We start from the raw sequence: 23,175 nt of genomic DNA on the forward strand, positions 1-23,175 counted from the left end.
TTACTTGACCCGGATCGCGAGGGAGACGGAACCGTTGTCGAGTTCGGCGCCGGGAATGGGCGGGAACGCTTTCGCGGCGGCCTCGATCGCGGCCTTGCGTTCTTCGTCGTCGAACGCCTTGGCGGCCTCGATCGCCGCGTCGAGCTTGGCCTTGCGATCGCGAAGTGCGCTTGTGAGCGCTTTCTTGTCGAGCTTCGGCGCGGGCGGCTCCGGCGTTTTGAAGTAGGCCGACGGAATGTCGCTTTCCTCGACAACAAGCAGGCCAGGGGCGCGGTTTGAGATCGACAGGGTGGCGACAGGCAGCGGAAGCGTCTTGATCTCCGCCGCAAGCATCGCCTTTTCGATCAGCGATTTCTTGCGCTCCGCCGTGGCCTCCAGACGCTTTTTGCGCGTGGCAAGCTCTTCCTGCTTTGCTTCGATGCCGGTCAGCATCATCAGATCTTCGTCGCGGGAATTGAGCGCCGCCGTGATGACTTCGATCAGGCTGGTTTCGCCCTCGATCGCGTCGATGAGAAAGCCTTCGTCGCCGTCGAAAATGTCGGCTCCGTTCTGTTCGCGCATGTCGGCGATAAGACGCTTGGCGGCTTCAATCTGAAGGCGCGCTTTGTGTTCGTCGTGTTCGTGTTTCATTAGGGTACTCCGCTGCTGTGGTAGGGCGGAGAAGCACACAAACGAAAAAACCGGCCTCGCAGGGAACGGAGGCCGGTTTCTTTTCAGGTCGTTTTGACGTGGTAGGTCATGTGGGCGTTCTCCGTGAACACCGACAACTTATCTTGTCAAAACGGTATGTCAACAAAAAATTTTGTCACGCCGTTGGAATGGCGCGTATTCCACGCCGCTAGAACGGCGCGTATTTCCCATTGGCGACGGCGACAATCCGGACTTCGGCGTCCTCGCTGTCCTTCTTAATGATCAGCGTCGTGAAAGCATCATCATCGCTTTCCGGCTCCAGAACCAAGGTGTCGTCAGTGATCCGCTTGAGACGCTTTAGCGTTGTCTCATATAGACCATTCTTCGCACGCTCGACGACAACAATGTCGTTCGGATAATAGCGTGCGCCATCTTCAATGAGGCAGATCGAGACGAATTCGCCCGGCTGGACGATTTTGTTCATAGAATTGCCTTCTACCCGCAGCCCGTATTGGGGTATCCCATTGTTCGTTTTCGTCGGCAAATATGGGATTTCAGTACCCGACGAGGCGAGCGCGTTCACTTGTGTCTCTCTCCAAAGGCCAGCACCAACGGTCCCGATCACCGGAGCCGTTCCTGACAAACCTATTAGTCGATCTGCTCCCTCTACGTCATTAGGAAACTTTCCGTGGACCACACTTTTTTCGCCAGTCCACAAGTATTCGGCGGTTACACCTAGAACTTGTGCAATTGCAACCAGATAACTTGATCCCCCTTTCCCTTTTGTTTCCAGGTTATGGATCGCCTGCTGCGACGTGCTGATCGCCCGCGCAAGCGCCCTCTGGCTTAATCCGGCAGCTTCCCGGCATCGCCGGACCCGCTCACCTACTGTTTCCACTACCCTCTCCAGCGCGATCAAAACAATCTCTCCTGTTTTTTCGTGCATGAATGACAATTTAGGTTGTCAAACCCACAAAAGTGCGCAATAAATCTTCCGCCACTTTCGCTTCGCATGCGACGAAAGTGGTGACTCCTACCACTTGAAAAGGGAATTGAGAATGGACGCGCCATCACATTCGACAAACGAAGATGTTACGGCAACAAGCCAGACGGTCGCCGCCGGCCAGCTTCGCGCCCTCATCGAGCGCATCGAACGACTGGAGGAAGAAAAGAAGACCGTCGGCGACGACATCAAGGAAGTCTTCGCGGAGGCCAAGGGGACGGGCTTCGATACGAAGGCAATCCGAAAGATCATCGCTCTCCGGAAAAAAGATCAAGCTGAACGGCAGGAAGAGGAGAGCATCCTCGACCTCTATATGGCCGCCCTTGGCATGGTTTAAACCGCAGTATCCTCGCGGAATGGGTTTGCGCGAGGTCTAAGGGTGCGGAGGACGCCGGCTTCAAACGGCGTCTCTCCAAGTCGGTAACAATAAGCGTAACAGCACTACCGATAGGCTCCCAAGACATTTCATTTACTCCGTGAACAAAGCGAATGTGTCATGGTTTCGCTTGCGAGTAAGAAAAATGTCTTTGCTAAAACAGCAGGAGGTTATCTATGAAAAACTACATTAAAGAAGCGGCTGCGAAGGCCGAAAAGCTGGTGAACATCATTGATGCACTGGAGGCATGTGGAAAAGAGAACGCTATGCGGGCGCTCTCAAACCGCCACCGGCTTCCATACCAGTTGATATGGAACCTTCGTTTCCGGCCACCGAAATCCATCGCCTACGACTTGGTCATGATGCTCGACGAGGTTTACCGGAAAAAGTGCCGGGAAGCTGGAGCGGCCCTTATGGTCGAGGCGGAGGCGGCCTTGAACGAGGAAGGTTTGAATGCGTCTGATCGAAATATCGTGCTGGCGGGTCGCAGTGTTGGCCGTCAGGCTGAAGGTGCGACTGAAGCGAGCTTTGGCCGGCGCGCAGGAGACATCGCCGCTGCATGAGGGTGGCCGGTGAAGAAAGCTCGCCGCTCTTCTGTTCGCACTCTACTCCGTCGCGCCTCCGGGCGCGGCGGTAAGGCCAAGCGAGGGCACCCGGAAGACGATCTCCAGATTGCTCTTGTCTCCATGCTCCAGGACGTTCTTCGGCGCGGTGTCGTCATGGCCCACGTCCCCAACCAAGGCATCCGCCTTGCCCGGTATCTGAAGAAACTTCTGCGCATGGGAATGAAGGAAGGCATCGCCGACCTTCTGTTTTTTCATGAGGGCCGGACGTTCTTTCTGGAGCTTAAATCGTCCACCGGCTCGCTCAATGAAAACCAGTGCAAGTTCCGCGCCGAGATCGAGGCCGCCGGCTTCGACTACCGCGTCGCCAAGACCTTAAACGCGGCGATCGAGATCGTAAGAGAGTGGGGCCTGATCAGCCCGAAATTCACCATCCAAATTCCTACCACGGAGAAGACCCTTGTATCTAGAAACGTATCGCGGCGGCGAGCCGCAGACGGCGGCGGAAGTGTTCCGCCGGGCGGCGGAAGTGAAGCGCCGGCTATACGGCTCCCCGAAGGCGGTCAATGTGCGCCAGGCGCAAATCAACGGGCAGCGAAAAGCGCGGGAGAGCGAAGAGATCAGGCGTGAACTGATCGAGGGCTATCACCGCGAGCCGGCCATCGCAGCCGCAAAGGAAGTCCGCGCCATGCGCGAGGCTATCGCGACGCGGGCGGCCAGTCTGGCAGTCAACCCGGCTACCGACTTCCGTGAGATCGAGGTCATCCGGATCAAGGCTCCTACGCCTGTCCGCGTCTCGGCAAACGACATCATCGCGCAAGGGTGTCTGTTCTTCGGCATGAGCGAGGCGAGACTCTTCGCCAACTCTCGCAGTTGGGACGTGGTCGATCCCCGCCAAACCGTCATGTGGGCGACGCAATTCTTTTGCCCGCACCTGTCTCTCCCCATGATCGGGCGTCGGTTCGATCGGGACCATACCACTGTGATGCACGCGGTTCGCAAGATCGACAAGCGCATAAAGGCCGGCGACGCCGTCGGCATCAAGGCGGCCGAATTCGCGAACTGCCTTCGCACAATCTTCCCCAACGCGGCAATCTAGGAGCAACGAAAATGGCAGGCAGCGTCAATAAGGTAATTCTGGTCGGCAACCTGGGGGCGGACCCTGAAGTCCGGCGGCTCAACAACGGAAACGTCGTCGTGAGTATCCGCATCGCCACGTCGGAAAGCTGGCGCGATAAGCAGTCGGGCGAGCGCCGCGAGAAGACCGAATGGCACAACGTCGTAATCTTCAATGAGCATATCGCCAAGGTCGCGGAGCAATACCTCAAAAAGGGCATGAAGGTCTACGTCGAGGGCCAGCTCCAAACCCGCAAATGGCAGGACCAGGGCGGCGCCGATCGCTACACGACGGAGATTGTCCTCCAGAACTTCCGGGGCGAGCTTCAGATGCTCGAAAGTGGTGGCGGCGGCGGGCGGTCGGACAATTCCGGCGACAATCGCGGCGAGAGCTTCAGCCGTGGCGGGAGCGGCGGCGGCCGTGGCGGCTACGGCGAGCAAAGCGGCGGCGGCGGCCGATCGACCGGCGGCAACTCACGCGAGCTTGACGACGAGATCCCCTTCTAGCGATCGCATTCCGGGCCAGCCGCGCACAAGACGCGGCGGCCCGATCTCCGGGGGTTGCCTTTCCTACCACACAAACGGAAGGGCAAGACGATGGCAGGACGTAAGCGCAAGTTCGGGGTTCCGCGTAGGCCGGATGGCAAGATCAAAAGTTCTCACCACGAAAAGCAGAAGCGGGAGACGGCATGTGATGTCGTTCTCGATCAGCGACGCCGGCACTTCGGCGCGGTCGGCGCTGAAGACAAGCGCAACGGCAAAGGTCACAGCCATGCCAACGATCGCCGCTATGGCTATGCGCTCGGCCGGCTCCTGATCGCCGGCAAGATCGACCAAAAGCAGCACGACGCGGGGCAAGACTTCTCGGAACTGTTCGCGGCCTTCCGACGGGTCGCCGACATGCCGCCCGCCGTGGTCGCCGCGATAAGCTACGTCCCTCGCACTGGCGGGATGGCGCGCGACCTGGAGGATGATGAAGCCGCCGCGATCTCCAGGCGCTACAGCAAGGTATGCGAGGCGATCAAGGTCGCGGGGATGGGGACATTCTCCGCGCTCTATGATGTCGTTGTGCGCGACCTCGATCCTGAAGACCCGGCAAAGGTGGCGTTGGCGCTACAGGCCGTTGTCAACCATTTTTGTCGCAGGAGGCGGTCAAAACCTCACAAAAGGTCTTCCTTGACAAATAAAGTTGTGGTATCGGTCTAAATGTAAGGCGGGATATTCCCGCTGGAGCCGTGAGAGGCGAATGACTGTTGTTCCGGGTCGCCCGTTGTGCGCTGGACCCCGGCGGTTATCCGCGAACGTCGAAGTGCCTCTCACGGCTCCGTAGTGAATTCAAATCTCCGTGGTAGGGGACGCGAAGTGTCGAGGGGTCGACGCTTCGCCTGAAGGGTCGGCCGCTCCAGTGAGAGCGCCGGCCCTTTCCAGTTTCAGGGGTCGCACAATGCATGAGAGTGAACTGTCCAAGAGCCTTTGCCCGCTCTGTCCGGACGCAACCGAAGTCGTGGTGACGCGCCTATGGCGCTTCAGGCGCGACGGGGTCGAGACAAGCAGGCTCCGTTGCGGGCCTTGCGGCGCGGTATGGAAGCGGGTCGAGTTCGCCTGCGATGAAAGCTGACTTCCGTCTCCGTGGTAGCAGACGGGGTTAGCTCTTGGCGAGGGCCTGGCAGGCGAGGGCAACAACCTTCGGGATCGTGACCGACCCGGCCTCGTAGTTCGAATAGCTCTGCCGGGCGATGCCGAGAGCCTTTGCCGCCTCACGCTGCGAAATGCCAAGCTTATCGCGCCATGCGACCAGATTGGCCGACGTGAATTCGTGGTGCGTTCGCGGGGTGTCCTTCGCTTCGCCTGGCACCTTGGCCTCGACAGGCTTCGGTTCGGGCTTCGGCTTCGGGGGCGCATCCATGCGGGCCTTGCGTCGAGCCTCGATCTCGGCGGCGCTGGACTTCGTCGGCGGCAAGTTGGCGACGGCGGCCTTCATGGCGGCGGGCGTCATCTTGCTCACGCTTCGGGCCTTGGCCTTGTTCGCCTTGCTGGCCTTGACGACTTCGTCCGGAGACATGGCCGCCACCCTGGCGACCTCGGCGGCGATCTCGGCCTTCGGTGCGGCCTTGGCCTTGGTCTTAGCCTTGGCTGGAGCGGGCAGGGCCTTAACCGTCTTCGCGGGCGGCCTCGGCTTAGAAGCGGCGGTCGGCTTGGTTTTGATCATTTCGGCTCTCTCGATTGCAATCGGCGGATTGTTACAATTTAGGCCAGTGCATTGCAAGGCTGTTGTTAAAAAATAGGCCGTTGTGGGCAGGAAGGTTTCCGTCATGGCAAAGCTCAAGCACGTCGCCGGGACATCGAAGGTCGAGGACCTCATTCCCTACGCCCGCAATCCTCGCAAGCACTCGGCGGAGGCGGTCAACAAAGTTGTCGCCTCGATCCGCGAGTTCGGCTTCACCAATCCCGTCATCATCGATGAAGCCGGCATGTTGCTCGCCGGCCATCGCCGCAAGCTGGCGTCAATCAAGATGGGCCTGAAGGAAGTCCCGCATATCCAGATTTTCGGCCTCACCGAAGCGCAGAAGAAAGCGCTCATCATCGCCGATAACCGCCTCGCGGAGGATAGTGATTGGGATGACGAAATGCTTGCCGGCCTTCTGCATGACCTCAATGCGGAGGGCTTCAATCTGGAGCTAACCGGCTTCGAAAGCGACGAGCTGGAGGAATTCCTCCGCCCGTCGGACGATGACGACAGCGAGCTAACCGACGGCGAGGGCGACGAAGACGAACCGGGGAAGGAATACCTCACTTTCGGCGACAACCGCGTACCGATCACGGCAGGCGAGATCGGCAGGCTCGCCAAGGCGCTCAACCGATACGTCGACAAGAGCGGCGCGCCTTATTCCTTCGTGGCCTACCTACTGGACGGAGCGGGCGAATGAGCGGGACGAAAAAGCCTGAAGGCGCACGGCTGAAGCTGTGGCGTCCAATCCGCGATGCCGCGAGCAACGTGATCGGCGTCCGCTACGTCTACGCGTCGATGGAGCAAGACCAGCGCGACAGGCTTCGCAAGTGGTTTCCGAACGTCCGCTTCGTCGACTTCATAGACGAGGTCGAGGCGATCATTCCAAGAGGCGCGGCCATATGAGAGCGCACCGGTTCTTTGTGCCGTTCTATGCCGCCCTTTGCGTCTGTGGAGTCGTGGCGTGCTGTCTCTCAATGATCCCGCCGGCCTCCGCGCCGACGCCATACCCTGGCAACGAATGCAGGGCAAAGCATTGGCTGGCAACGAACGATCATCCGTTCTTCGTTCCCTGCAATCGCCTCGACAAGATCACGGCAAGAACCGTTCGGCGAACGGTGTGAAAACAGGGTCGGCCTAGAATTAGTCCGGCCTATTTTTTTGCCACGCATAATCAGGACATTTCAGACACGACCAGCGCCAAGACCGTCAAGGGATTGAGCGAGAGCGCGGCCGTGTCCACTCGGAAGGATTTAGATATGGAAACCCCGGAGGAAAAAAAGAAGGGCAAGCCGGGCCGTAAGAAAGGCTCGACGAAGGGCAAGGCCGACCCGTTCCGTGAGGTCCGCGTGGGCCGTCCCGACGCTCTAGTGCCAGACGAGAAGACCATGAAGGCTGTCCGCGAATACGGGATGGCTGGCCTCTCCTATGAGCGCATGGCCGCCTTCCTGGGCGTGTCGATGACGGCCTTCAACAACTTCAGGGCCAAATGGCCGGAGGTCGATCAGACGATCGAGCAAGGCCGTTCCGCGATGGACCTCACTATCGCGAAGACGCAAATCGACGTGGCCGTGCGGAAGAAAAATCCGCAAATGCTCATCTGGCTCGGCAAGAACCGTCTCGGACAGGCTGACAAGGTCGAGACGAAGAACACCGGCGACATCAACATTCACGTCGACGGCGAAGATGCGGAAATGTAGCCATGCCCGCCTTCGCCAAGACGCCAAAGCAGGCCGACCAAGTCCGCCTGATCGCGGGTAGCGCGCAACACATTCTCGGCTATGGCGGCTCTCGCTCGGGCAAGACCTTCGGGTTCACTCGGGCGATTGCCTTCCGGGCCATGAAGGCTCGCGGCTCCCGTCATGCAATCTGGAGGTACAGGCAAAACCATTTGATGGCGTCGATTTGGGCCGACACGTGGCCCAAGATGATGAAGATTTGCTTCCCCAGCGTCCCTTACGAGACGAACAAGGTCGAAGGCGTCATCAAGCTCCCGAATGAGAGCGAAATATGGATGGGCGGCCTCGACGATAAGGACCGCGTCGAGAAGGTTCTCGGCATGGAATTCGCGACGGTCTACTTCAATGAGATTTCGCAGATTTCATACGACAGCGTCACGACGGCTATGTCGCGCCTGGCGCAGCAAACCGGGCTGAAGCTCAAAGCCTTCTATGACTGCAATCCGCCGTCAAAGAAGCATTGGAGCTACAAGCAGTTTATCCAGAAGGTCGACCCGGAGAGCGGGCGCGCGCTGCCGAACCCGGAGGAATACGCGCACCTTCTCATGAACCCGGCCGACAACGCGAACAACCTCGCACCGGAATATCTGGCGATGCTGGCGAACCTACCGCCACGCAAGCGCCAGCGCTTCCTTGACGGCCTCTTTGCCAATGAGAACGAAAACGCTCTCTGGAACTATGGGATTATCAAGCACGCCCCGGACGCCACGGCCGCGCTATCGCCCGAAGCGATCATCGCCGGCCTCGGGATCACGCGCGTTGTCGTCTCCGTCGACCCGGCCGTAAGCAACACGCCTGGAAGCGACGAACACGGCATCATCGTGGCCGGCAAGGACGCCGACGACAACGGCTATGTGCTGGAGGATTGCTCTACGTCGGGCAAGCCTCACGAATGGGCTACCAGGGTCGCTGAAGCCTATCGCCGATGGCAGGCTGACGCCGTGGTCGCCGAAGTCAACCAGGGCGGCGACATGGTCGAAAGCACGGTGCGGACGGTCATGCCGAACGCGTCGGTTATTCAGGTCCGTGCCACCAAGGGCAAGGGCATTCGCGCGGAGCCTGTCTCCGCACTCTATGAGCAAGGCAAGGTTCTGCACGTCGGCGACTTCGAAACTCTCGAAGAGCAGATGTGCGAAATGACGATCGACTTCGATCGCAAGGCGGCCGGCTACTCGCCCGATCGCCTCGACGCCTTGGTTTGGGCCTTCACCGATCTGCTCTTGGAAGAAGAGGGCGGCGGTTTCTTTGTTGGAAAGTGCTAAACAATGGCTGACAAGATTGATCCTTCCGTCCCCTCGGCGGACTATCTCGCGAACGCGTCGAGCTTCAAGGTTCTCCGTACCGTCATGGCGGGAACGGAAGCCATGCGCGCGGCCGGCGAGACGTATCTCCCGAAGCACCCGGCCGAAGACCCGACCCGCTATCAGGGCCGCCTGAAGGAAACGGTTCTGTTGAACCGCCTGGAGGGCGCTATCAACTCGGCCGTCGGCAAGCCAATGGGCATCCCTGTGGCGCTCACGGGCCAATATGACCCGTACTATGACCCGTTCGTCATGGACGTTGACTTGCTCGGCAACTCGCTTGACGTGTTCGCCCGCGCATTCTTCGAAGACGGCGTCACGGCCGGACTTGCCTACCTCATGGTCGACATGCCGCGAGCCGAACCGGGCATGACGCTGGCGCAAGAGATCGCCTCGAATATCCGGCCCTACTTCATCCACTTCCGCGCCGAAGACGTGATCGACTGCACGGTTTCGACCGCAACGGGCAAGCCGATCGTCATCGACGCCCGTTGGTGGGAGAACGGCGTGCGCAAGGTCAACTTCGCAACGATCATCGTGAAGCGCATCCGCCACTATCGCGCCGACGGGTGGGATTTGTGGGAGCTTGCGGTCGACGACAAGGGCAAGGAAACCGATTGGGGCATCGTCGAAAGCGGGCCGAACCTCATGGGCGAGGTCACGATCATCCCGTTCTTCACCGGACGCCGCGCCACGAAGACGAGCTTCAATATCAAGCCGCCCTTCCTCGATCTCGCCTGGAAGAATGTCGAGCATTGGCAGTCGTCGAGCGACCAGCGCAACATTCTGAAATATGCCCGCTTCCCGATGCTGGCAGGCTCCGGCGTCAAGATGCCGGTCGCCAAGAGAGGCGAGCCCAAGCCGGTTGTGCCGATGCTTGGGCCGAATTCGCTGCTCACGACCGAAGACCCGCAGGGCAAGTGGTATTTCGTCGAGGCGGAGGGCAAGGCGATTGCCGCCGGGCAGAAAGACCTTGAGCGGCTGGAAGCCGAAATGGACGCCCTCGCCATGAAGCCGCACCAAAAGGGTTCGGGCGTGATCACGGCGACCTCCGTTAAGGCCAGCGAGGCGCGCGAGAACTCCGCAATCAAGAACATGGCCCTCAACCTGAAGGACGCTCTGGAGCGCGCCTTCGTGTTCGCGGAGCGCTATCGCGGGATGGCCGACACGACGCGCGCGCCGTCGGTCAACGTGTCGACGGAGTATGACGACGATACGGGCAACGATGCGCCGACGATGGATAGCCTCCTGAAGGCTCGCGTCGCTGGCGAGATCACGCGCAAGACCTATTGGGCCGAACTGAAGCGGCGCGGGGAACTCTCTTCGTCCTTCGATCCGGATCAAGAGCAAATCGACCTCGACGAAGAGGCGTCCAGCATGGCCGCCGAAACCGACAACGTCGATGACCCGGCGGCGCTGGCGGCATGACCGATCCGGCCGCATCAAAACGAGGAACGCCTATGCCGAACAGGGGTAGGCGTATCCATCAACGGGGCGCTCCTGGCCGAACGCTGTGCGGCTCGCCCGGCCGCCGCTGGCAGTCATGCGACGTCACGACAGTAGCCGGGCCGCGCAAGGTGTCTTGCCGGCGCTGCCTGTCTCGACTGAAGGGAAAGCCCAATGCCGAAACTCACTGACAAGACGCTTGGCGAGGCCGCCCTCAACCCGGACGGCAAGACCTATCATGGTCCGACGGCTGTCCGTTGGATGATGGAAGCCTTGACCGGCAAGCCCTTCAGTGCGGCGGAAGCCGACAAGCTGATCGCGGAGGCGCAAGAGCGCGCCAAGGCAAAGCGCAATATGGCCTAAATCTAGGCCATCGGCCTAAATATAGGCCATTCAATAAAGGAACCCGAAATGACCGAACCGACCAAGCCCAAAGTCCTCGAATTGAAGCGCAAAGTCGTCTTCAAGTCGGGCAATCACCTCAACCTTCGCAACGTCACGTCTTGGGATGCGAAGGGCACCTATGTCCGCCTCCAGTGCGACGAGGGCTATGTGCTGATCCGCGAGAAGAGCGTCGACTATCACGTCATCACGCCGGCTCCGGAAGGCATCACCGGCTAGGCGGCAACGGGTCATGCACGATGTCGGCATGGTGAAGCACTTCGTCGAGCTTCCTCATGTCGATCATCTGGCCGCATATCGTGCAAACGATGAAGTGTTCCGCCTCCGGCTTGTCTGGCCTGTCGTGGTCGACCCCCGGCGTGCCAAGCGGGATATTCCCGGCCGGCGGCCTGTCCCGAAGCGTCTTCGGGAAGTCGATCACGTTTAGGTCGGGTTTCTTCCGGTCTTCGGTCATGCCTCAAAACGCGGCTCGCGGGGTTTAGTTTCCGCCGCCGCGCCACAACCAAGGAAACATCGCTATGCCTGCCCTCCCTCCGTCGCCGAAAGGCGTCTGGAGCCGGCTTCGTGCGCTCGAATTCAGGCTGATCGACAACTGGAGCGACGTTCTCAAACGGGCGTGGTCAATCCGCATCCTGCTTGTCGCGGCTCTCCTGTCGGGCGCTGAAGCTGTTCTCCCGTACTTCGCTGACCTCATGCCTCGCGCCCTGTTCGCGCGGCTTCTCTTCGTGACGATCGTCGCCGGCATGGTGGCGAAATTCGTCGCTCAATCACCATCAAAGATCGGAAAATCCAATGAAAAGTCGCTACCTCCAGTCGGGAGCGGCGGGGCTTGCCCTGCTTGCTGCTGCCACCGCCTACACCGGGTCTTGGGAAGGCGAGAAATTCCGGCCGTACTACGATGTCGGCCATGTCCTAACCGTGTGTCGCGGCCACACCGGGCCGGACATCATCAAAGATAAGCTCTACACGCCGGCCGAATGCGACGCGATCACGGCGAAAGACATCATCGCCCATGAGCAACGCTTGCTCGCGTGTGCGCCGGAGCTTTGGACGGTTCCCGGTGCGACCTACAACGCCCTCAACGATTGGGCGTTCAACGTCGGCACCGGAGCCGCGTGCAAGTCGACCCTGATCAAGAAAGTCAAGGCCGGCAACCTTCGCGACGCGTGCCTCCAGCTTTCGAAGTGGGTCTTCGTCAATGACGAAGTCATCAAGGGCCTGATGAACCGCCGCGTTACTGGCACGCCGGGCCGCGAGAGCGAGCAAGCCATGTGCTTGCGCGGGTTGAGGGAAGGCAAATGAAAGCCGCTCTCACAATCCTCGACTATGCGCTCCGTATCGTCGGGGCCGCCTCGCTCGCGGTCATAGCGGGCTTCCTTGTGTGGTGGCTGGCATGAGCGCCGTCATCGCATGGGCGCTCTCGCGGCTGTCACCGGCCGCCATCGCCATCATCGGGCTTCTCGTCTTCTACGAAGGCGTCCCGGTCGCAAACGAGATCGTCAAGGCGGTTCCGATCATCCGGTATGTGCCGGCGGTCGGGCCTGCCGTCGAGTACCTGGCCCTCGGCCGCGTCGATCGAGCGGAGAAGGCCGGCCACGATGCCGGCGTCGCCGAAGAGCGCGCCGCTTGGACCAAGGCGGCGGAGGCAACCCGCCAAGCCGCCGCCGATCTCCGCGCCGCCGACGCCGAACGCAAGGCCGAAGCCGAACGCCAATACCTCGCCGACCGCGCCAAGCGCGCGCTGCACGCCGGGGAACTGAAGGAAATCATCAATGCTCTGGAAAATGCACCTACGCCTGTCGATCGCTGTGACGTTCCTTCTGTGTCTCGCCGGCTGTCAATCGGTCTGGACGCCGCCGGTCGAAAGGAAGCCCGCCGTCCTGCAAACGGTCGCTGACATTCCGGCCGACTCGACCTTGCGGGAGCCTTGCGCTCCCCTCGTCGACATTCCGCACCGCGATCTCAAAGAACCCGAAACCGGAACCCTGTGGGGGACCGATAGGACCAACTACGGCGACTGCATCGGCAAGAATGAGGCGCTGATCGCGATCCTCCCGCCGCCTTCGCCTGCCAATGCCGGAAAGAAGGTGTCGAAATGATCGAGGGGGCAACCAAGAAAAAGACCGGCGGCAAGGTCGACAAGCTGGAGAACGATGAGATCCTTCGGCGCCTGGCGATCTTCCGCGAGGCCGGGTCGAAGCGCAAGGCGGCCGACATCATCGGCATCACGCGCGCCACACTTCAGAAGACCCTTCGCCGGGCCTCGGAACGCGGTCTTGACGGCTTGCTCGCCGGCCAGACAGTGCCGGAGGGCTACATCGTCCAGTCGCATTCCATCACGCGCGACGCCGACGGCTATATCGAGCGGACCTCGATCAAGACCCGCGCCGACAAGGGCGGCGAATTCGTCAAGCCGGCCGACCATCTGCTGAAGGGCATGTCGGTCTTGACCGACGGCGAGGATCGCATCCTCCTGAAGTGGCACAAGACCGACCGCGACCTGAAGGACACGATCGACAAGGCGGAGATCATCCGTCAAGCCTTCGAAGACTTCGTGCCGTCGGCTCCCTTCATCATCCGGCCGCAGCGGACCTTGGCCGATCGGCTCACGGTCTACATTTTCTGCGACTGGCATGTCGGCCTCTTTGCCTACGGCAAGGAAACCGGCGGCCCCGATTGGGATTTGTCGATCGCCAAGCGGGTCTTGCTCCAGTCGATCGCGGACCTGATCGAGCAAACGCCGAAGTCCAAGCGCGCGGTGATCCTCGGCCTGGGCGACCTCCTGCACGCCGACAACAGCCGCAACATGACGGAGCGCTCGGGGAATATACTCGACGTGGACACGCGCTACGCCAAGACGCTGTCGGCCACTTCCGACCTATTGGTCGAGGGGTCCGAAATGGTCGCGGCCAAACACGACGAAATCGAGCTCGTGTTGAAGCCGGGCAACCATGACCCGAACTCGACCGTGGGGCTTGTTCAGGCGATGCGCATGTACTGGCGCAACACGGAGCGGGTCGAGGTCGATGACAGCCCGAACCCATTCTATTGGAAGCGCTTCGGCGTCAACCTGATCGGCGGCACTCACGGCGACAACGCCAAAATCCCCGACATGCCGCTGATCATGGCGAACATGCGCAAGCAGGATTGGGCGGACACGTTCACGCGCCACTTCCACACCGGCCACATTCACCACGACACGGTCAAAGAGATCGGCGGCGTGCATGTGTGGTCGCACCGCGCCCCTGTGGCGCAGGACGCCTATCACGCGGCGAATGGCTACCTCTCCGGCCGGTCGATGCGGGCGTGCAACTACGACTACGAGCGCGGCACTACCGGCACGTCCGAAGTCGAAATTCGGTAGGCGAGGGCGGCCGTGGTCGACCGCCTTCTCCGCCTTTTCATCCTCTTCCTCTTGATCCGATCGGACGCGCGGCGAGCGCGGCGCTTCCGGTCGGTATCGCGCAAGTAAGGACATCACAGATGCGCAACATTTTCGCTTACACCGCTCCGGTTGCGGAGCCCGAATTCGTCTCGATCAATGAACGCAACGGCGAGGTCAGCCTCTTGGTGCGCGGTCGCGGCGACCCCACGACGGTTTCCACCGTGATCCCGCGCGATCAGGTCGAGGCCCTTGCGCGCGCAATGATCGGCCGCGTGGCGCATGAGGTCAACAGCGCGCGCCTGGTGATAATCGAAAGTCCGTTTGCCGGCCATCGTGAGCGAAACATCGCCTACGCCCGCCGGTGCGTGCGCGACAGCCTCCAGCGGGGCGAAGCGCCGATCGCGTCTCATCTGCTCTACACGCAAGAGGGCATCCTCGACGACGACAACCCCGTCGAGCGCGCTCTCGGCATCGACGCCGGCCTTGCCTGGCGCAAGGTGGCGGAGGCGAGCGTCGTCTATACCGACCTCGGCATAAGCTCCGGCATGAAGTACGGCATCGCCGCCGCTGAAGCCGCCGGCCGCCCTGTCGAATATCGCAGTCTGGAGGCGACGCCATGAGCCGGTGCAAACTCAATCCATGTTGCGGGAACCTGACATATTGCGAGCCGCCGGAGCAATACAGCCGGCAGGCGCAGCAATTCCAGAACATGCCGGATGCGCCAGCCGTAGCGCCTGCCAGCCGGCCGCCGAACCCCAAGCAAGCCTTCGGCGATAAGAAGCCGCCGCTGGCCTATATCCCGCTGTCGGCGCAACTGGCGGAGCTTGAGGCGCTCTTCGATGGGCGCCTGAAATATGACCCGCTCAACTGGCGCGACAATCCCGTCGAGGCGATGACTTATGTCGAGGCCGCGATACGTCACCTTCAACTGTGGAAGGTCGGCGAGGAACGGACGCGGGACACGCTGGTCCAGAACCTCGGGGCCGTCAAAGCCTGTTGCTCGATCCTGATCGACGCGGCGGCTCACGGAACACTGATCGACAATCGCCGACATTCGAAGATCGAGGCCGATCTCCTGCATGAGGCTGAAGCTTGGGTCGCCCGGCTGAAGGAAATGCAGGCGGAGCGGGAGAAAGCGAAGGCAGCCAATGTCCGATGAAGCTAATCCGGCCCTCGATCTCGACCCGAAGGTGAAGGAATTCATCGACAGCTTGACGCCGGAGCGGGTCAAGTACCTGGAGGCGTCAATCCAGTTTTCTCGAGATCGGGAAAGCGCGGGCCGGTTCCTGAAGTTCCTCGGCCTCCTGTTTGCCTTCGTCACCGGCGCGATCGTCGCTTGGGACAAGGTCGCGGTCTACCTTCAGGCCGGAGGGAAGCACCCATGATCCACCGGCCGAAGTCGTTCCATAGCGCGATCTGGCAAGTGGTGGCGATCGGGGTTTGCCTCGTCGCCGCCGTTTATGTGGCGCACGCCATCATCGAACTAACGGCCGACACGTCGCCGGCCGGAAATCTGAAACTGAAATAGAGGCCCCGCTGAAGCGTTTTGTCGCCTTCGGCTATCTCCGAATACCGGCGAGGGCGCCCTTGCGCGTCCTTGGCCGGTCCCCGGCGGCTAGCGACGCTGCGTCGTCAATTCCGGAAGCGATTTCCGGACCAAATCGAGCGCCCTGGCAAGCTCATCGGCCGAAGCCGCGATCTCGACTATCTTGGCTTGCGCCTTTGCGAGCCGTTCGGCCTCAGCCGCCCATTGAGCGTCGCGCTGAAGCCTCGCCGCAAGCAACGTCTTGCCCGCCCGCCGGCCTCCGGCGAAAATGTATCGATCGCTCCTCATTCACTCCTCCGTTGGACTTGACGGGCTGGGGCTGATGTTCCTATTTCGTTCTCTATGGAGATCGAGACGCTAGGCGACTGCCTTACCCATTCCGTGACCGTCCGCGTGTTCTGTGCCTTCGGGCCTTACACGAAGGGGATGCAGCGCGGACGGGAGTGCAATTGGTCGTACCTTGCCGACATGGAAACGCTTGTTCTCACGCGCGGCAGGGACTTCCCGATCTCATTGCTCCGCGAGCGGGTCCGCTGTCCGCGATGCGGTAGCCGTCGGCTCCGTGTCATGTTTAGCGTCCCGACCAACTCCGGCGAGGTCGCCTCCGCCATGGCCGCGCGCCGGGTCGGCTGAAAATCCGTCCGGGTTGACGCCGATCCGGCGGCAAAGGGCCGTGGCATAGGTGCTGCCAAGGCCGAACAAGTCGCGAGCTAGAGCCCAATTCGGTTGCCGGCCGCGCGTCCCCCTCACCATCCGCCGGGCATTGGCGAAGATGATCCGGAGCGAGATCGCGTTGAGGGTCGCATTCATGCGCTCTTGTTCTGTCGGGGCGGCATTAGCATTGGGAAACGAGGCGTCGAAAACAGCCTTCGTTTGCGCGGCGATCTTAGCGTCGATATCGCTCATGGCTTCGTCTCCGCGACCGCGCCGCCCGGCCGCTCCTGATCGCCTCCCACAGGGGAGGCGGCAAGGGCGCCCTTCCAGAATCTACGGAACGCTTGAACGAAGCTATAGTCGATGCCATCCACGGTTATCGAGATACCTTCGACCGGGGTTTTAGCCACCCGACGCTTGCCGTAGTGAGCCTCTGCCGCTGCTGTGATCATTTCATGGGATGGAATCTTCGGTACCAGCACATAGCCTTCCGGCTTCCCCCGCTCATTGCCAAGGGAGGAGAGAGCATCTCGGATGCCGCGAATGATGAGACCCTTTTCGGCCTGACGAGGATGCAGCACCCCGGAGCGATCAAGCAGAGCTTCAGCTATGGCATCCGCGTCCAGCGCCCCCACCGCCTTGTCGGGTGCTGGTGGGGTGGCGAGTCGGCGAATGCAAGTTTCAACCTCGTCTATGAGCGCCGATGCATCGCAGAGCGCTTGGTCCATGCCTTGGTTGGCAGCCAAATTGATGTCCTGCTGCGCGTCGAGCAACCGATGCAAGAGGCTATCGATATAAGGGACGCCAGTCGGATCGAATATGTCGGGATTTAGCACTGTCGGCTCCGGCCAAGCCACCGGTTCGGCCTTCCGCTCCTCTAGGGAAGCGGTAAGGGCGGCGCGCATGGCGACATTGATGTTGTCAGCCCTGCCGGTTTCGTGAGCCCGGCACCATTCATTGACCGCCGCCTCGACCATTTCGTCGCTGAGCTCAACCATTGCTGCTCTCCTCTGATAGGGAACGAGCGGCGTCGATGCACCACTGAACGGGCAACTCAACGTAGCTCGTCTTGTGGTCGGCAAACGTGGCGAACGGCTTCAGCGCCTTCCTCGCCTCTTGCAAGGCGGAGCAATATATGCCTCGCTCCCTGCGGGTTCTGTCCCGGTCTTCCTCAGTCGCCGCCAAATCCGCCGTGAGTCTTTCGTTCTCGGCGCGGAAGCGCTTGAATTGTTCAAGCTGTTCTGTGGCTTTTTCGACGCCCGCCCATTCGCCTGTGGAGAAATAATCCCGCTCCGCCCGCGCTTCGTCCCGCTCGCGCGTCAGCCTTTCGTTTTCCGCGCGGAGAAGCTTGACGCCATCGCTTGCAGGGCTCGTGCGCATGCCTTGCGGACACGCCATGATGACGCGGCCAAGCTCTTCCATAGCTTCGTCACGATCGGCACGGAGAGCGGCAATGGAATTGGCGGCTTCGAACGCCAGATCGGCGAAACAGCCATTATTCAACCGAACTGGACCGGCAGCTTTATTCAACCGCTCAACCAGCCCGTCCAGATCGTCTCCCACCGGCAAGGAGGGAGGGGCAAGTGCTGGCAGCGGGTGGTTGGCGCTATATTCGCTCCACCATTCTGCGGTTTTGCCGTGTTTTTCGCCGAGATACTGGGCGAGCCCCAAGATCACTTTCACGGAAGCATCGTTCAGCTTGCAGACCTCTGCATGATCATAATTCGACGGGTTGATCTCGTAGAGCGTGTCGTGAGCCCAACGGATCATGTTGCTCTCCACCAAAGCCTTCACCTGTACGCCAGCCCCTTCTGGCATCCCTTCGAGCATGTGGCGCACCATCGCCTCGGCTTGACTGGCGTCGAACAGATTGGTGCCAGACGGCTCATGCCTCATCGGATGGGCGGTGTTCTCATTGAAGGCTGCCTTGAAGCTGATCCCTGCATCCGGATTGAAATTCTCGGGAAGCTTCCAGGCAAGGAAGCGGTCGACCATGTGCTTGATCTGGCTCGACTGCATCGCATTTACCGTGCGCAGGGCGCTAGCCTCGATCTCGGCTTCATGCTCTTCGATCACAGCGACGAAGCCGTCCCATTCGTCGCCGTCATTGTCCACAAGGCCGCGCTTGAGAAGCCAGCCCCAAACCTCGCTGTAGAATTCTTCAAGAACCTCGATCCGGCGGTCTTGCTCTATGCCTTCCTCGATCTGGCGAAGTTGAGCGTCCGCCCACCATGATTTGCCGGCGGCTTTTGCGCCCTCGATCAGGCCAAAGAACTGCGCGGCCTTGGCGATCGTCTCCGCGTCTTGGGAGAGGGCCAAGGCGACCGATATGGCGGTCGCTTGCGCCTTCTCTTCGTCGCCGTCGGCCGCGTAGACCGATGCGACGATCTTGTCGTCTGTGGTGATCCTGAAGCTGGAATGAAGGTCGCCCGGAACAAGGTAGGGGCCGGTTACGGAATGCAAGGTCATGATTTCATCCTTCTGTGGTAGGGAAGAGAACGTTGCGGAGGGTGTCGCGGACATCGCGATTTTCCGGCTGTTCGAGGGCGATCGAGATATGATCCCATTGCATTTGATGGGCCTTCATCGCCTCGATCATCGCCCGGAAAACATGGACCTGTTCTTCGTCGGCCATGTCGGCGAAGACCTGGCCGAATGCAGCGGCGTCGGCCTCGATAAACACCGGGAACCGGCCGGATATGCCGACCGTGATCTTGTGCTGGCTTGTCACTTCATGTCTCCGTGGTAGAGGGATTGAATGGGCGGAAATAGGCGGGGGCTTAAAGCCCCCACTTCGTCGCGCAAATCGGGCCTATGCCGGCCGCGACGCTGTCCTTGTCCGTAAGCTCCCGGCCGCAGCATCCGCAAACGCCCGTCGCCCGGCCGTAGCGCACGGCGCTTTCCATCGGGTCGGCCGCGATCTCGCACAAGATCGACAGCGTGTCGGCCATCGCCTCGCGGCGGGCTTCGAATTTGCCTTCGACGATCTTGCCGACATAGGCGGCGCCGCCGCGCTCGCGATCCTCGACGCGCTTGTCGGTCACGTAAAGCACGCCAGCATGAAGCTTGGCGGGCTTGATCACAAGGTTTTCAGTGCGGAAGATCGGCTTTTTCAAGCCGTTGCCGATTGCGGTCGCGAACAGCGCATTGATGCGCTCGACGCCGACGGCTCCAGACTTGGCGGCCGTCTCCGTCTGGCGCTCGGCGGCACGCTTCTCGGCGATCTTCGCCAGGACCGACTTCGCGGCGTCGCGCTGGTTGTCTGTCAGGCTCCCGAAGGTCGCCACGGCGTCGAGCATCTTGGCGGCGAAGCCGTGCCACGAAGCGACGGCGCGGAGGCCGGCCATAAGCTCGGCATTGGCCTCTTCGAAGTCGATCCTGCGGGAAGCGAGGTTTGCGGCCTTCGTTGCCTTGCCCTTGAACGCGGCGATCTTGCCCTTCGTCACCTTCCCCTTGCCTTCGCAGGCGCGGCAGGGGAAAGCGCGAGTGTGGCCGCGCCAGCTTCCGGTTCCGTGGCAGCGCGGGCAATCGAACATGGCGACTTGGCCGCCGTTGGCGATATGGGCGTTGCGCTGGATTTCGATCGAGGTCGAGACGGCGCGGGCCGTCGAGGTCATGGGATCGGTGTCGAGGTCGGCGAAGTCGATCATCTGCTTTCTCCGTGGTAGGATGGCCTAGATTTAGGCCGGAGCTTGGACGGTGTCAAGCAGCCCGACAAATATTTTTGTCGGCCTTCGTCGTCCCGCACTCGGGGCACGCGGCTTCGGTTATGCGGGTTTCGCCGCCGCACGCCTTGCAGATTTCAAAATCGCTTTGGATGGCTCGCGCCGCCCATGCTTTGTTATCGGCACGTCTCCATCCCGGCTTGGCGTCGGGCCTGTCAGTGCGCGGGCATGAGACGGCCAGGAGGTCCATCCTCGCGCGATAGATGCCAACTCCAGGCGGGGCGGCGTCTAGATCGCCCGCGCCGCTGTCTGTGCAATGCACCCAAACTTTTTGGCCGGCCCATTCCATTGGTGCTTGCCAATATCCGCGCTGAAAAAGGATGGTCCCGTCCGCGTGAACCATCCGGAGGCCGCCTAGCAGGAAGCCGTCCGGAGCTTTGATGTCGTTGTTGCGACGATGGCTCATGACGGCAATCCGAAATCTTCGTAGGAGAGCGCGCCGTTCTGCCAGCGGTTGCGAAGGCGCTCCAGTTCCGCCTTAACCGCCTTGTGCGCATCATTGTAAGCGGCGGCCTCGCCCTGCCGATACGACTTCATGTCGACATGGTTTGCTTCCTGGTAGGTCTTGGCCTCGGCGCGGCGCTTGTAGGCGGCGTCGCCGGCAACTTTGCAGCGGTCGGCGATCAATTCGAGGGTGGTAAGGCGGTTGGCGGTCATGTCGTTTCTCCGTGGTAGGGTGGCCTAGATTTAGGCCGGGAGAATTGTTAGGTCAACCCCTTCTGACAAATTATTTTGTCGGACGCAAGCGCTAATCGCTGCTGTCCCAAGACATGTTCTTCCCGCAATGGCGGCACTCGCCTTTGTGCTGCCCGCGATTGCTTTCTTCGCGGGTGCTGGTCGACACGCGCTCGTGACCGGGGCAAGCCGCCTCGCGGGCGACCCTGGCCTTGTACCTCGCGGCGAAGGCTTGTCCGTCGGGGTCGAGCAAGCTGATCTCTTCGTCTGTCAGCAGGCCGACGGGAGTCCGCTTGACGCGGGCTAGGCGCTCGTCGGCAGTTTCCGGTGCGGCGGCCTCGCGGCGGCCGATCTCGGCACGGATCGCGGTCGCTTGCTCTTCGGTCGTGCGGTCTATCGATCGCCGAAGTTCGGGCGTCGTGAAGTCAGGGAAGGCGTTGTCGAGCATGGTAGGTTCTCCTGTGGTGGGGATGGATGGAGCGGCCTAGGAAGCGGCCTCTGCCTTGGTGATGACGGCGCGGACGGTCGCGAGCGTGGCGACCTCGCGCCGGACCTCCGGGGACCATCCGTCGGTGCATTCGCCGGGGCGGTAGCCGCGACATTGCAGGGTGTTCGCGATGGTCGCCTCGGCGAGCTTCAGTGCGTCGAAAACGGGGTCTGGACGCGCGATCGTCTGCATTTCCGTAACCGTCGGGCTCATTTGTCGTCTTCCTTCTTTTTCAGCCACTCGGCGGCGGTGCTGATCTCGCGGCGGATGCCGGAAACCGTCACGGCAAATTCGGTGCGTGTAACGCGGCGGCGCTTGTCCAGTAGGGCGAAAAGCGCCTTGCGATGGAAGTCATTGAGGGAGCCGTAAACCAAGAGGACGCCGTTAGGCTGGTCGGGGTTCGCGTCGACCCATGCGCCGATGCGATCTTGCGACGCCTTCAGTTCCGCATAGAGGCCGTTCGGGTTGAAGCAATGAAACAGTATCGTGTCCGGGCGCGAGAGCTTGTCGGCGGTCGCGAGCGTCCTGGTGATCTCGTCATAAGTCGGGGTGGCGGCTCTCTTTCGCGGCTTTTTGACGTTGCCGCAATTTTCGCAGCACCAAGCCCACGTGAGGTCGCCATTGACCTCGACGATGTCGCGGCAGTGCCGGGAGCGCCCGGCCTTGTGGTAGCCTAGATCGGGACGAGCCGGGCTACAGGCGGTGCAGGGAAGCATTTTCGTGGTCTTGGTCATTGCCGTTCGTTCCGCGTTGATGGCCTAGATTTAGTCCACCACAACGAAGGCGTCAAGCCGTCTGACAAATTATTTTGTCAGGGTTCAAAAATAGCGGTTGCGGAACCATATCAGCGCAAGCTAATTGAAACGCGGTTTGTGAGTACGGTTCATGAGTTTGAAGTTCATTCCGCCGATGAAGCCCAAGCTAGTCGAGGTTCCGCCGACGGGCGACAACTGGATACATGAGATCAAATACGACGGCTACCGGACCCAAGTCGCGATCGAGGGGGGGGCGGCGAGGGCGCTCACAAGCACCGGCATTGATTGGTCGAAGACGTACAAGCAAGTCGTCGACGCCGCGAAGGACTTGGCCGGCTCGGCGATCCTAGATGGCGAAGTGGTCGTTTTGAACGACGCCGGGGTGTCTGATTTCCATGCGCTTCGAAGCGCCATGCGATGGTCCCCTAGCAGGATTATCTTCGTTGCCTTTGATCTCCTGCACCTTGGCGGCGCGGACTTGCGCCGCGTCCCGTTGATTGAGCGCCGGGAGAAGCTACGCAAGCTATTGGGCGATGCTGGAGGCGTTCTTCAATTCAGTCACCACGTCGTCGGCGGCGGCGCGGAATTCTATGCGGCGGTCGATCGCCTGGGGCTGGAGGGCATGGTTTCGAAGCGGCCCGATAGCAGCTATCGCAGCGGCGACACTGAAGGGTGGGTAAAGACGAAGTGCTTCGAAGAGATCGACGCGGAGGTCGCGGGCGTCCAGCGCCGGCCCGGCGCGGCCCCGCTGGCGTTGATGGCGACCCGCGACACCGAACGGCGATACATTGGGTCCGCCAACCTCGCCTTGACCCGCGCAATGCGAGAACGGCTGTGGGCGCTTGTCGAGGCTGGCAAAGGGACGCCGCCGAAAGGCGTCAAGGTTCAAGGCGAATGGATCAAGCCCGGCGTTGTCGGCCGCGTGAAGACCCTGAAGCGCGAGAACAAGCTGCGGCACGCGACCTTGCGCGGCATTCGCGAGGAAGAGCCGGACAGCCGGCCCTAAATTTTCGTTAGGTCTAGCTCCAGAAGGAACGCCCGGAAGTCCTTGTAGCCGTCGGCGCGGCCGATCTCCCATTGCCGGGTTTTGCTCGATCGCTTCTCATTCAGTCCGGCCGCGCGGCACACGCCCTCACGCTTCTGAA

Annotated in this window: 36 protein-coding genes and 1 pseudogene; 21 read left to right on the forward strand and 16 right to left on the reverse strand. The window is 61.2% G+C overall.

Going from position 1 to position 23,175, the window contains the following annotated elements; translation table 11 throughout:
* Positions 1 to 630 (reverse strand): siphovirus Gp157 family protein, encoded by a 630-nt coding sequence (locus tag O7B34_RS13135; RefSeq protein WP_337146436.1) that lies wholly within the window; start codon positions 628 to 630, stop codon positions 1 to 3.
* Positions 631 to 838: 208 nt separating this feature from the next.
* The gene (locus O7B34_RS13140) at positions 839 to 1,576 is read right to left on the reverse strand and encodes a helix-turn-helix domain-containing protein (RefSeq protein ID WP_337146437.1); all 738 of its coding nucleotides are present in this window, start codon (positions 1,574 to 1,576) and stop codon (positions 839 to 841) included.
* A gap of 112 nt (positions 1,577 to 1,688) precedes the next feature.
* Here O7B34_RS13140 and O7B34_RS13145 point away from each other — a divergent pair, with 112 nt between their 5' ends.
* Together O7B34_RS13145 and O7B34_RS13150 are read left to right on the forward strand one after the other, a co-directional pair.
* Positions 1,689 to 1,970, forward strand: coding sequence for a DUF2312 domain-containing protein (locus tag O7B34_RS13145; protein ID WP_337146438.1), 282 nt, complete (start codon positions 1,689 to 1,691; stop codon positions 1,968 to 1,970).
* 215 nt (positions 1,971 to 2,185) lie between these two features.
* Positions 2,186 to 2,572 (forward strand): hypothetical protein, encoded by a 387-nt coding sequence (locus tag O7B34_RS13150; RefSeq protein ID WP_337146439.1) that lies wholly within the window; start codon positions 2,186 to 2,188, stop codon positions 2,570 to 2,572.
* Between the two features lie 42 nt (positions 2,573 to 2,614).
* Here the strand turns inward: O7B34_RS13150 and O7B34_RS13155 are convergent, their stop codons facing one another.
* The gene (locus O7B34_RS13155) at positions 2,615 to 2,830 is read right to left on the reverse strand and encodes a hypothetical protein (RefSeq protein ID WP_337146440.1); all 216 of its coding nucleotides are present in this window, start codon (positions 2,828 to 2,830) and stop codon (positions 2,615 to 2,617) included.
* Positions 2,831 to 3,080: 250 nt separating this feature from the next.
* Between O7B34_RS13155 and O7B34_RS13160 the strand changes: the two genes are divergently transcribed.
* The 3 genes from O7B34_RS13160 to O7B34_RS13170 all read left to right on the forward strand — a co-directional run bounded on the left by O7B34_RS13160 (position 3,081) and on the right by O7B34_RS13170 (position 4,894).
* Positions 3,081 to 3,671, forward strand: coding sequence for a helix-turn-helix domain-containing protein (locus O7B34_RS13160; RefSeq protein ID WP_337146441.1), 591 nt, complete (start codon positions 3,081 to 3,083; stop codon positions 3,669 to 3,671).
* Between the two features lie 11 nt (positions 3,672 to 3,682).
* A complete protein-coding gene (gene ssb / locus O7B34_RS13165; protein ID WP_337146442.1) occupies positions 3,683 to 4,195 on the forward strand; it encodes a single-stranded DNA-binding protein in 513 nt (170 codons plus the stop codon).
* A gap of 90 nt (positions 4,196 to 4,285) precedes the next feature.
* Positions 4,286 to 4,894 carry a hypothetical protein gene (locus tag O7B34_RS13170; protein ID WP_337146443.1) on the forward strand — a complete coding sequence of 203 codons (609 nt, stop codon included), beginning with the start codon at positions 4,286 to 4,288 and terminating at the stop codon, positions 4,892 to 4,894.
* A 439-nt stretch (positions 4,895 to 5,333) separates the two neighbouring features.
* Here the strand turns inward: O7B34_RS13170 and O7B34_RS13175 are convergent, their stop codons facing one another.
* Positions 5,334 to 5,897, reverse strand: coding sequence for a helix-turn-helix domain-containing protein (locus O7B34_RS13175; protein ID WP_337146444.1), 564 nt, complete (start codon positions 5,895 to 5,897; stop codon positions 5,334 to 5,336).
* 103 nt (positions 5,898 to 6,000) lie between these two features.
* On the opposite strand from O7B34_RS13175, the gene O7B34_RS13180 reads away from it, so the two are divergent.
* From O7B34_RS13180 to O7B34_RS13210, 7 genes are all read left to right on the forward strand, one after another.
* Complete coding sequence (locus O7B34_RS13180) at positions 6,001 to 6,615, forward strand: ParB/Srx family N-terminal domain-containing protein (protein ID WP_337146445.1); 615 nt, start codon at positions 6,001 to 6,003, stop codon at positions 6,613 to 6,615.
* Positions 6,612 to 6,821, forward strand: coding sequence for a hypothetical protein (locus tag O7B34_RS13185; protein ID WP_337146446.1), 210 nt, complete (start codon positions 6,612 to 6,614; stop codon positions 6,819 to 6,821). The genes O7B34_RS13180 and O7B34_RS13185 overlap by 4 nt, the downstream gene beginning before the upstream one ends.
* Positions 6,822 to 7,132: 311 nt before the next feature.
* On the forward strand, positions 7,133 to 7,615 hold the full coding sequence (locus tag O7B34_RS13190; protein ID WP_337146447.1) for a hypothetical protein: 483 nt from the start codon (positions 7,133 to 7,135) through the stop codon (positions 7,613 to 7,615).
* A gap of 2 nt (positions 7,616 to 7,617) precedes the next feature.
* Positions 7,618 to 8,916: a phage terminase large subunit gene (locus tag O7B34_RS13195; RefSeq protein WP_337146448.1), complete on the forward strand. Its 1,299-nt coding sequence runs from the start codon at positions 7,618 to 7,620 to the stop codon at positions 8,914 to 8,916.
* Between the two features lie 3 nt (positions 8,917 to 8,919).
* The gene (locus tag O7B34_RS13200; RefSeq protein WP_337146449.1) at positions 8,920 to 10,383 is read left to right on the forward strand and encodes a DUF4055 domain-containing protein; all 1,464 of its coding nucleotides are present in this window, start codon (positions 8,920 to 8,922) and stop codon (positions 10,381 to 10,383) included.
* Between the two features lie 192 nt (positions 10,384 to 10,575).
* Positions 10,576 to 10,764, forward strand: coding sequence for a hypothetical protein (locus O7B34_RS13205; protein WP_337146450.1), 189 nt, complete (start codon positions 10,576 to 10,578; stop codon positions 10,762 to 10,764).
* A gap of 48 nt (positions 10,765 to 10,812) precedes the next feature.
* Complete coding sequence (locus O7B34_RS13210; RefSeq protein WP_337146451.1) at positions 10,813 to 11,022, forward strand: hypothetical protein; 210 nt, start codon at positions 10,813 to 10,815, stop codon at positions 11,020 to 11,022.
* On the opposite strand, the gene O7B34_RS13215 is transcribed toward O7B34_RS13210, so the two are convergent.
* Positions 11,012 to 11,257: a hypothetical protein gene (locus O7B34_RS13215; RefSeq protein WP_337146452.1), complete on the reverse strand. Its 246-nt coding sequence runs from the start codon at positions 11,255 to 11,257 to the stop codon at positions 11,012 to 11,014. The two genes, O7B34_RS13210 and O7B34_RS13215, sit on opposite strands and share 11 nt — an antisense overlap.
* A gap of 64 nt (positions 11,258 to 11,321) precedes the next feature.
* Between O7B34_RS13215 and O7B34_RS32170 the strand changes: the two are divergent.
* The 8 genes and pseudogenes from O7B34_RS32170 to O7B34_RS13255 form a co-directional block, all read left to right on the forward strand.
* A pseudogene (locus O7B34_RS32170) lies at positions 11,322 to 11,510 on the forward strand (DUF7940 domain-containing protein); the annotation flags it as partial.
* Between the two features lie 85 nt (positions 11,511 to 11,595).
* Complete coding sequence (locus O7B34_RS13225; RefSeq protein ID WP_337146454.1) at positions 11,596 to 12,105, forward strand: lysozyme; 510 nt, start codon at positions 11,596 to 11,598, stop codon at positions 12,103 to 12,105.
* Positions 12,106 to 12,196: 91 nt separating this feature from the next.
* Complete coding sequence (locus O7B34_RS13230) at positions 12,197 to 12,700, forward strand: hypothetical protein (protein ID WP_337146455.1); 504 nt, start codon at positions 12,197 to 12,199, stop codon at positions 12,698 to 12,700.
* Between the two features lie 198 nt (positions 12,701 to 12,898).
* Positions 12,899 to 14,167: a helix-turn-helix domain-containing protein gene (locus O7B34_RS13235; RefSeq protein WP_337146456.1), complete on the forward strand. Its 1,269-nt coding sequence runs from the start codon at positions 12,899 to 12,901 to the stop codon at positions 14,165 to 14,167.
* A 119-nt stretch (positions 14,168 to 14,286) separates the two neighbouring features.
* Positions 14,287 to 14,808 carry a DUF7768 domain-containing protein gene (locus O7B34_RS13240; RefSeq protein ID WP_337146457.1) on the forward strand — a complete coding sequence of 174 codons (522 nt, stop codon included), beginning with the start codon at positions 14,287 to 14,289 and terminating at the stop codon, positions 14,806 to 14,808.
* Positions 14,805 to 15,347, forward strand: coding sequence for a dATP/dGTP diphosphohydrolase domain-containing protein (locus O7B34_RS13245; RefSeq protein ID WP_337146458.1), 543 nt, complete (start codon positions 14,805 to 14,807; stop codon positions 15,345 to 15,347). The genes O7B34_RS13240 and O7B34_RS13245 overlap by 4 nt, the downstream gene beginning before the upstream one ends.
* Positions 15,337 to 15,573, forward strand: coding sequence for a hypothetical protein (locus tag O7B34_RS13250; protein WP_337146459.1), 237 nt, complete (start codon positions 15,337 to 15,339; stop codon positions 15,571 to 15,573). Before O7B34_RS13245 ends, O7B34_RS13250 begins: the two co-directional genes overlap by 11 nt.
* Entirely contained in the window at positions 15,570 to 15,716 is a 147-nt protein-coding gene (locus O7B34_RS13255; RefSeq protein ID WP_337146460.1) for a hypothetical protein, read from the forward strand. Before O7B34_RS13250 ends, O7B34_RS13255 begins: the two co-directional genes overlap by 4 nt.
* A gap of 87 nt (positions 15,717 to 15,803) precedes the next feature.
* Here the strand turns inward: O7B34_RS13255 and O7B34_RS13260 are convergent, their stop codons facing one another.
* The 11 genes from O7B34_RS13260 to O7B34_RS13310 all read right to left on the reverse strand — a co-directional run bounded on the left by O7B34_RS13260 (position 15,804) and on the right by O7B34_RS13310 (position 22,009).
* Positions 15,804 to 16,022: a hypothetical protein gene (locus tag O7B34_RS13260; protein WP_337146461.1), complete on the reverse strand. Its 219-nt coding sequence runs from the start codon at positions 16,020 to 16,022 to the stop codon at positions 15,804 to 15,806.
* 222 nt (positions 16,023 to 16,244) lie between these two features.
* Positions 16,245 to 16,640 carry a hypothetical protein gene (locus O7B34_RS13265; RefSeq protein WP_337146462.1) on the reverse strand — a complete coding sequence of 132 codons (396 nt, stop codon included), beginning with the start codon at positions 16,638 to 16,640 and terminating at the stop codon, positions 16,245 to 16,247.
* Positions 16,637 to 17,386 carry a hypothetical protein gene (locus O7B34_RS13270; protein WP_337146463.1) on the reverse strand — a complete coding sequence of 250 codons (750 nt, stop codon included), beginning with the start codon at positions 17,384 to 17,386 and terminating at the stop codon, positions 16,637 to 16,639. Before O7B34_RS13270 ends, O7B34_RS13265 begins: the two co-directional genes overlap by 4 nt.
* Positions 17,379 to 18,857, reverse strand: coding sequence for a hypothetical protein (locus O7B34_RS13275; RefSeq protein ID WP_337146464.1), 1,479 nt, complete (start codon positions 18,855 to 18,857; stop codon positions 17,379 to 17,381). Before O7B34_RS13275 ends, O7B34_RS13270 begins: the two co-directional genes overlap by 8 nt.
* Before the next feature lie 4 nt (positions 18,858 to 18,861).
* Positions 18,862 to 19,119, reverse strand: a complete 258-nt coding sequence (locus tag O7B34_RS13280; protein WP_337146465.1) for a hypothetical protein — start codon at positions 19,117 to 19,119, stop codon at positions 18,862 to 18,864.
* A gap of 49 nt (positions 19,120 to 19,168) precedes the next feature.
* On the reverse strand, positions 19,169 to 20,038 hold the full coding sequence (locus tag O7B34_RS13285; RefSeq protein WP_337146466.1) for a DUF6011 domain-containing protein: 870 nt from the start codon (positions 20,036 to 20,038) through the stop codon (positions 19,169 to 19,171).
* Positions 20,039 to 20,090: 52 nt separating this feature from the next.
* Positions 20,091 to 20,519 carry a hypothetical protein gene (locus O7B34_RS13290; RefSeq protein WP_337146467.1) on the reverse strand — a complete coding sequence of 143 codons (429 nt, stop codon included), beginning with the start codon at positions 20,517 to 20,519 and terminating at the stop codon, positions 20,091 to 20,093.
* Complete coding sequence (locus O7B34_RS13295) at positions 20,516 to 20,770, reverse strand: hypothetical protein (RefSeq protein ID WP_337146468.1); 255 nt, start codon at positions 20,768 to 20,770, stop codon at positions 20,516 to 20,518. The genes O7B34_RS13290 and O7B34_RS13295 overlap by 4 nt, the downstream gene beginning before the upstream one ends.
* A 91-nt stretch (positions 20,771 to 20,861) precedes the next feature.
* Complete coding sequence (locus tag O7B34_RS13300; protein WP_337146469.1) at positions 20,862 to 21,236, reverse strand: hypothetical protein; 375 nt, start codon at positions 21,234 to 21,236, stop codon at positions 20,862 to 20,864.
* 36 nt (positions 21,237 to 21,272) lie between these two features.
* Positions 21,273 to 21,488 carry a hypothetical protein gene (locus O7B34_RS13305; protein WP_337146470.1) on the reverse strand — a complete coding sequence of 72 codons (216 nt, stop codon included), beginning with the start codon at positions 21,486 to 21,488 and terminating at the stop codon, positions 21,273 to 21,275.
* Positions 21,485 to 22,009 carry a hypothetical protein gene (locus O7B34_RS13310; protein WP_337146471.1) on the reverse strand — a complete coding sequence of 175 codons (525 nt, stop codon included), beginning with the start codon at positions 22,007 to 22,009 and terminating at the stop codon, positions 21,485 to 21,487. The genes O7B34_RS13305 and O7B34_RS13310 overlap by 4 nt, the downstream gene beginning before the upstream one ends.
* 151 nt (positions 22,010 to 22,160) lie before the next feature.
* On the opposite strand from O7B34_RS13310, the gene O7B34_RS13315 reads away from it, so the two are divergent.
* Positions 22,161 to 23,036, forward strand: coding sequence for an ATP-dependent DNA ligase (locus tag O7B34_RS13315; protein ID WP_337146472.1), 876 nt, complete (start codon positions 22,161 to 22,163; stop codon positions 23,034 to 23,036).
* Positions 23,037 to 23,175: the final 139 nt, after the last annotated feature.

The sequence above is a fragment of the Mesorhizobium sp. Cs1299R1N3 genome, assembly GCF_037179625.1.
Lineage (GTDB): Bacteria > Pseudomonadota > Alphaproteobacteria > Rhizobiales > Rhizobiaceae > Mesorhizobium > Mesorhizobium salmacidum.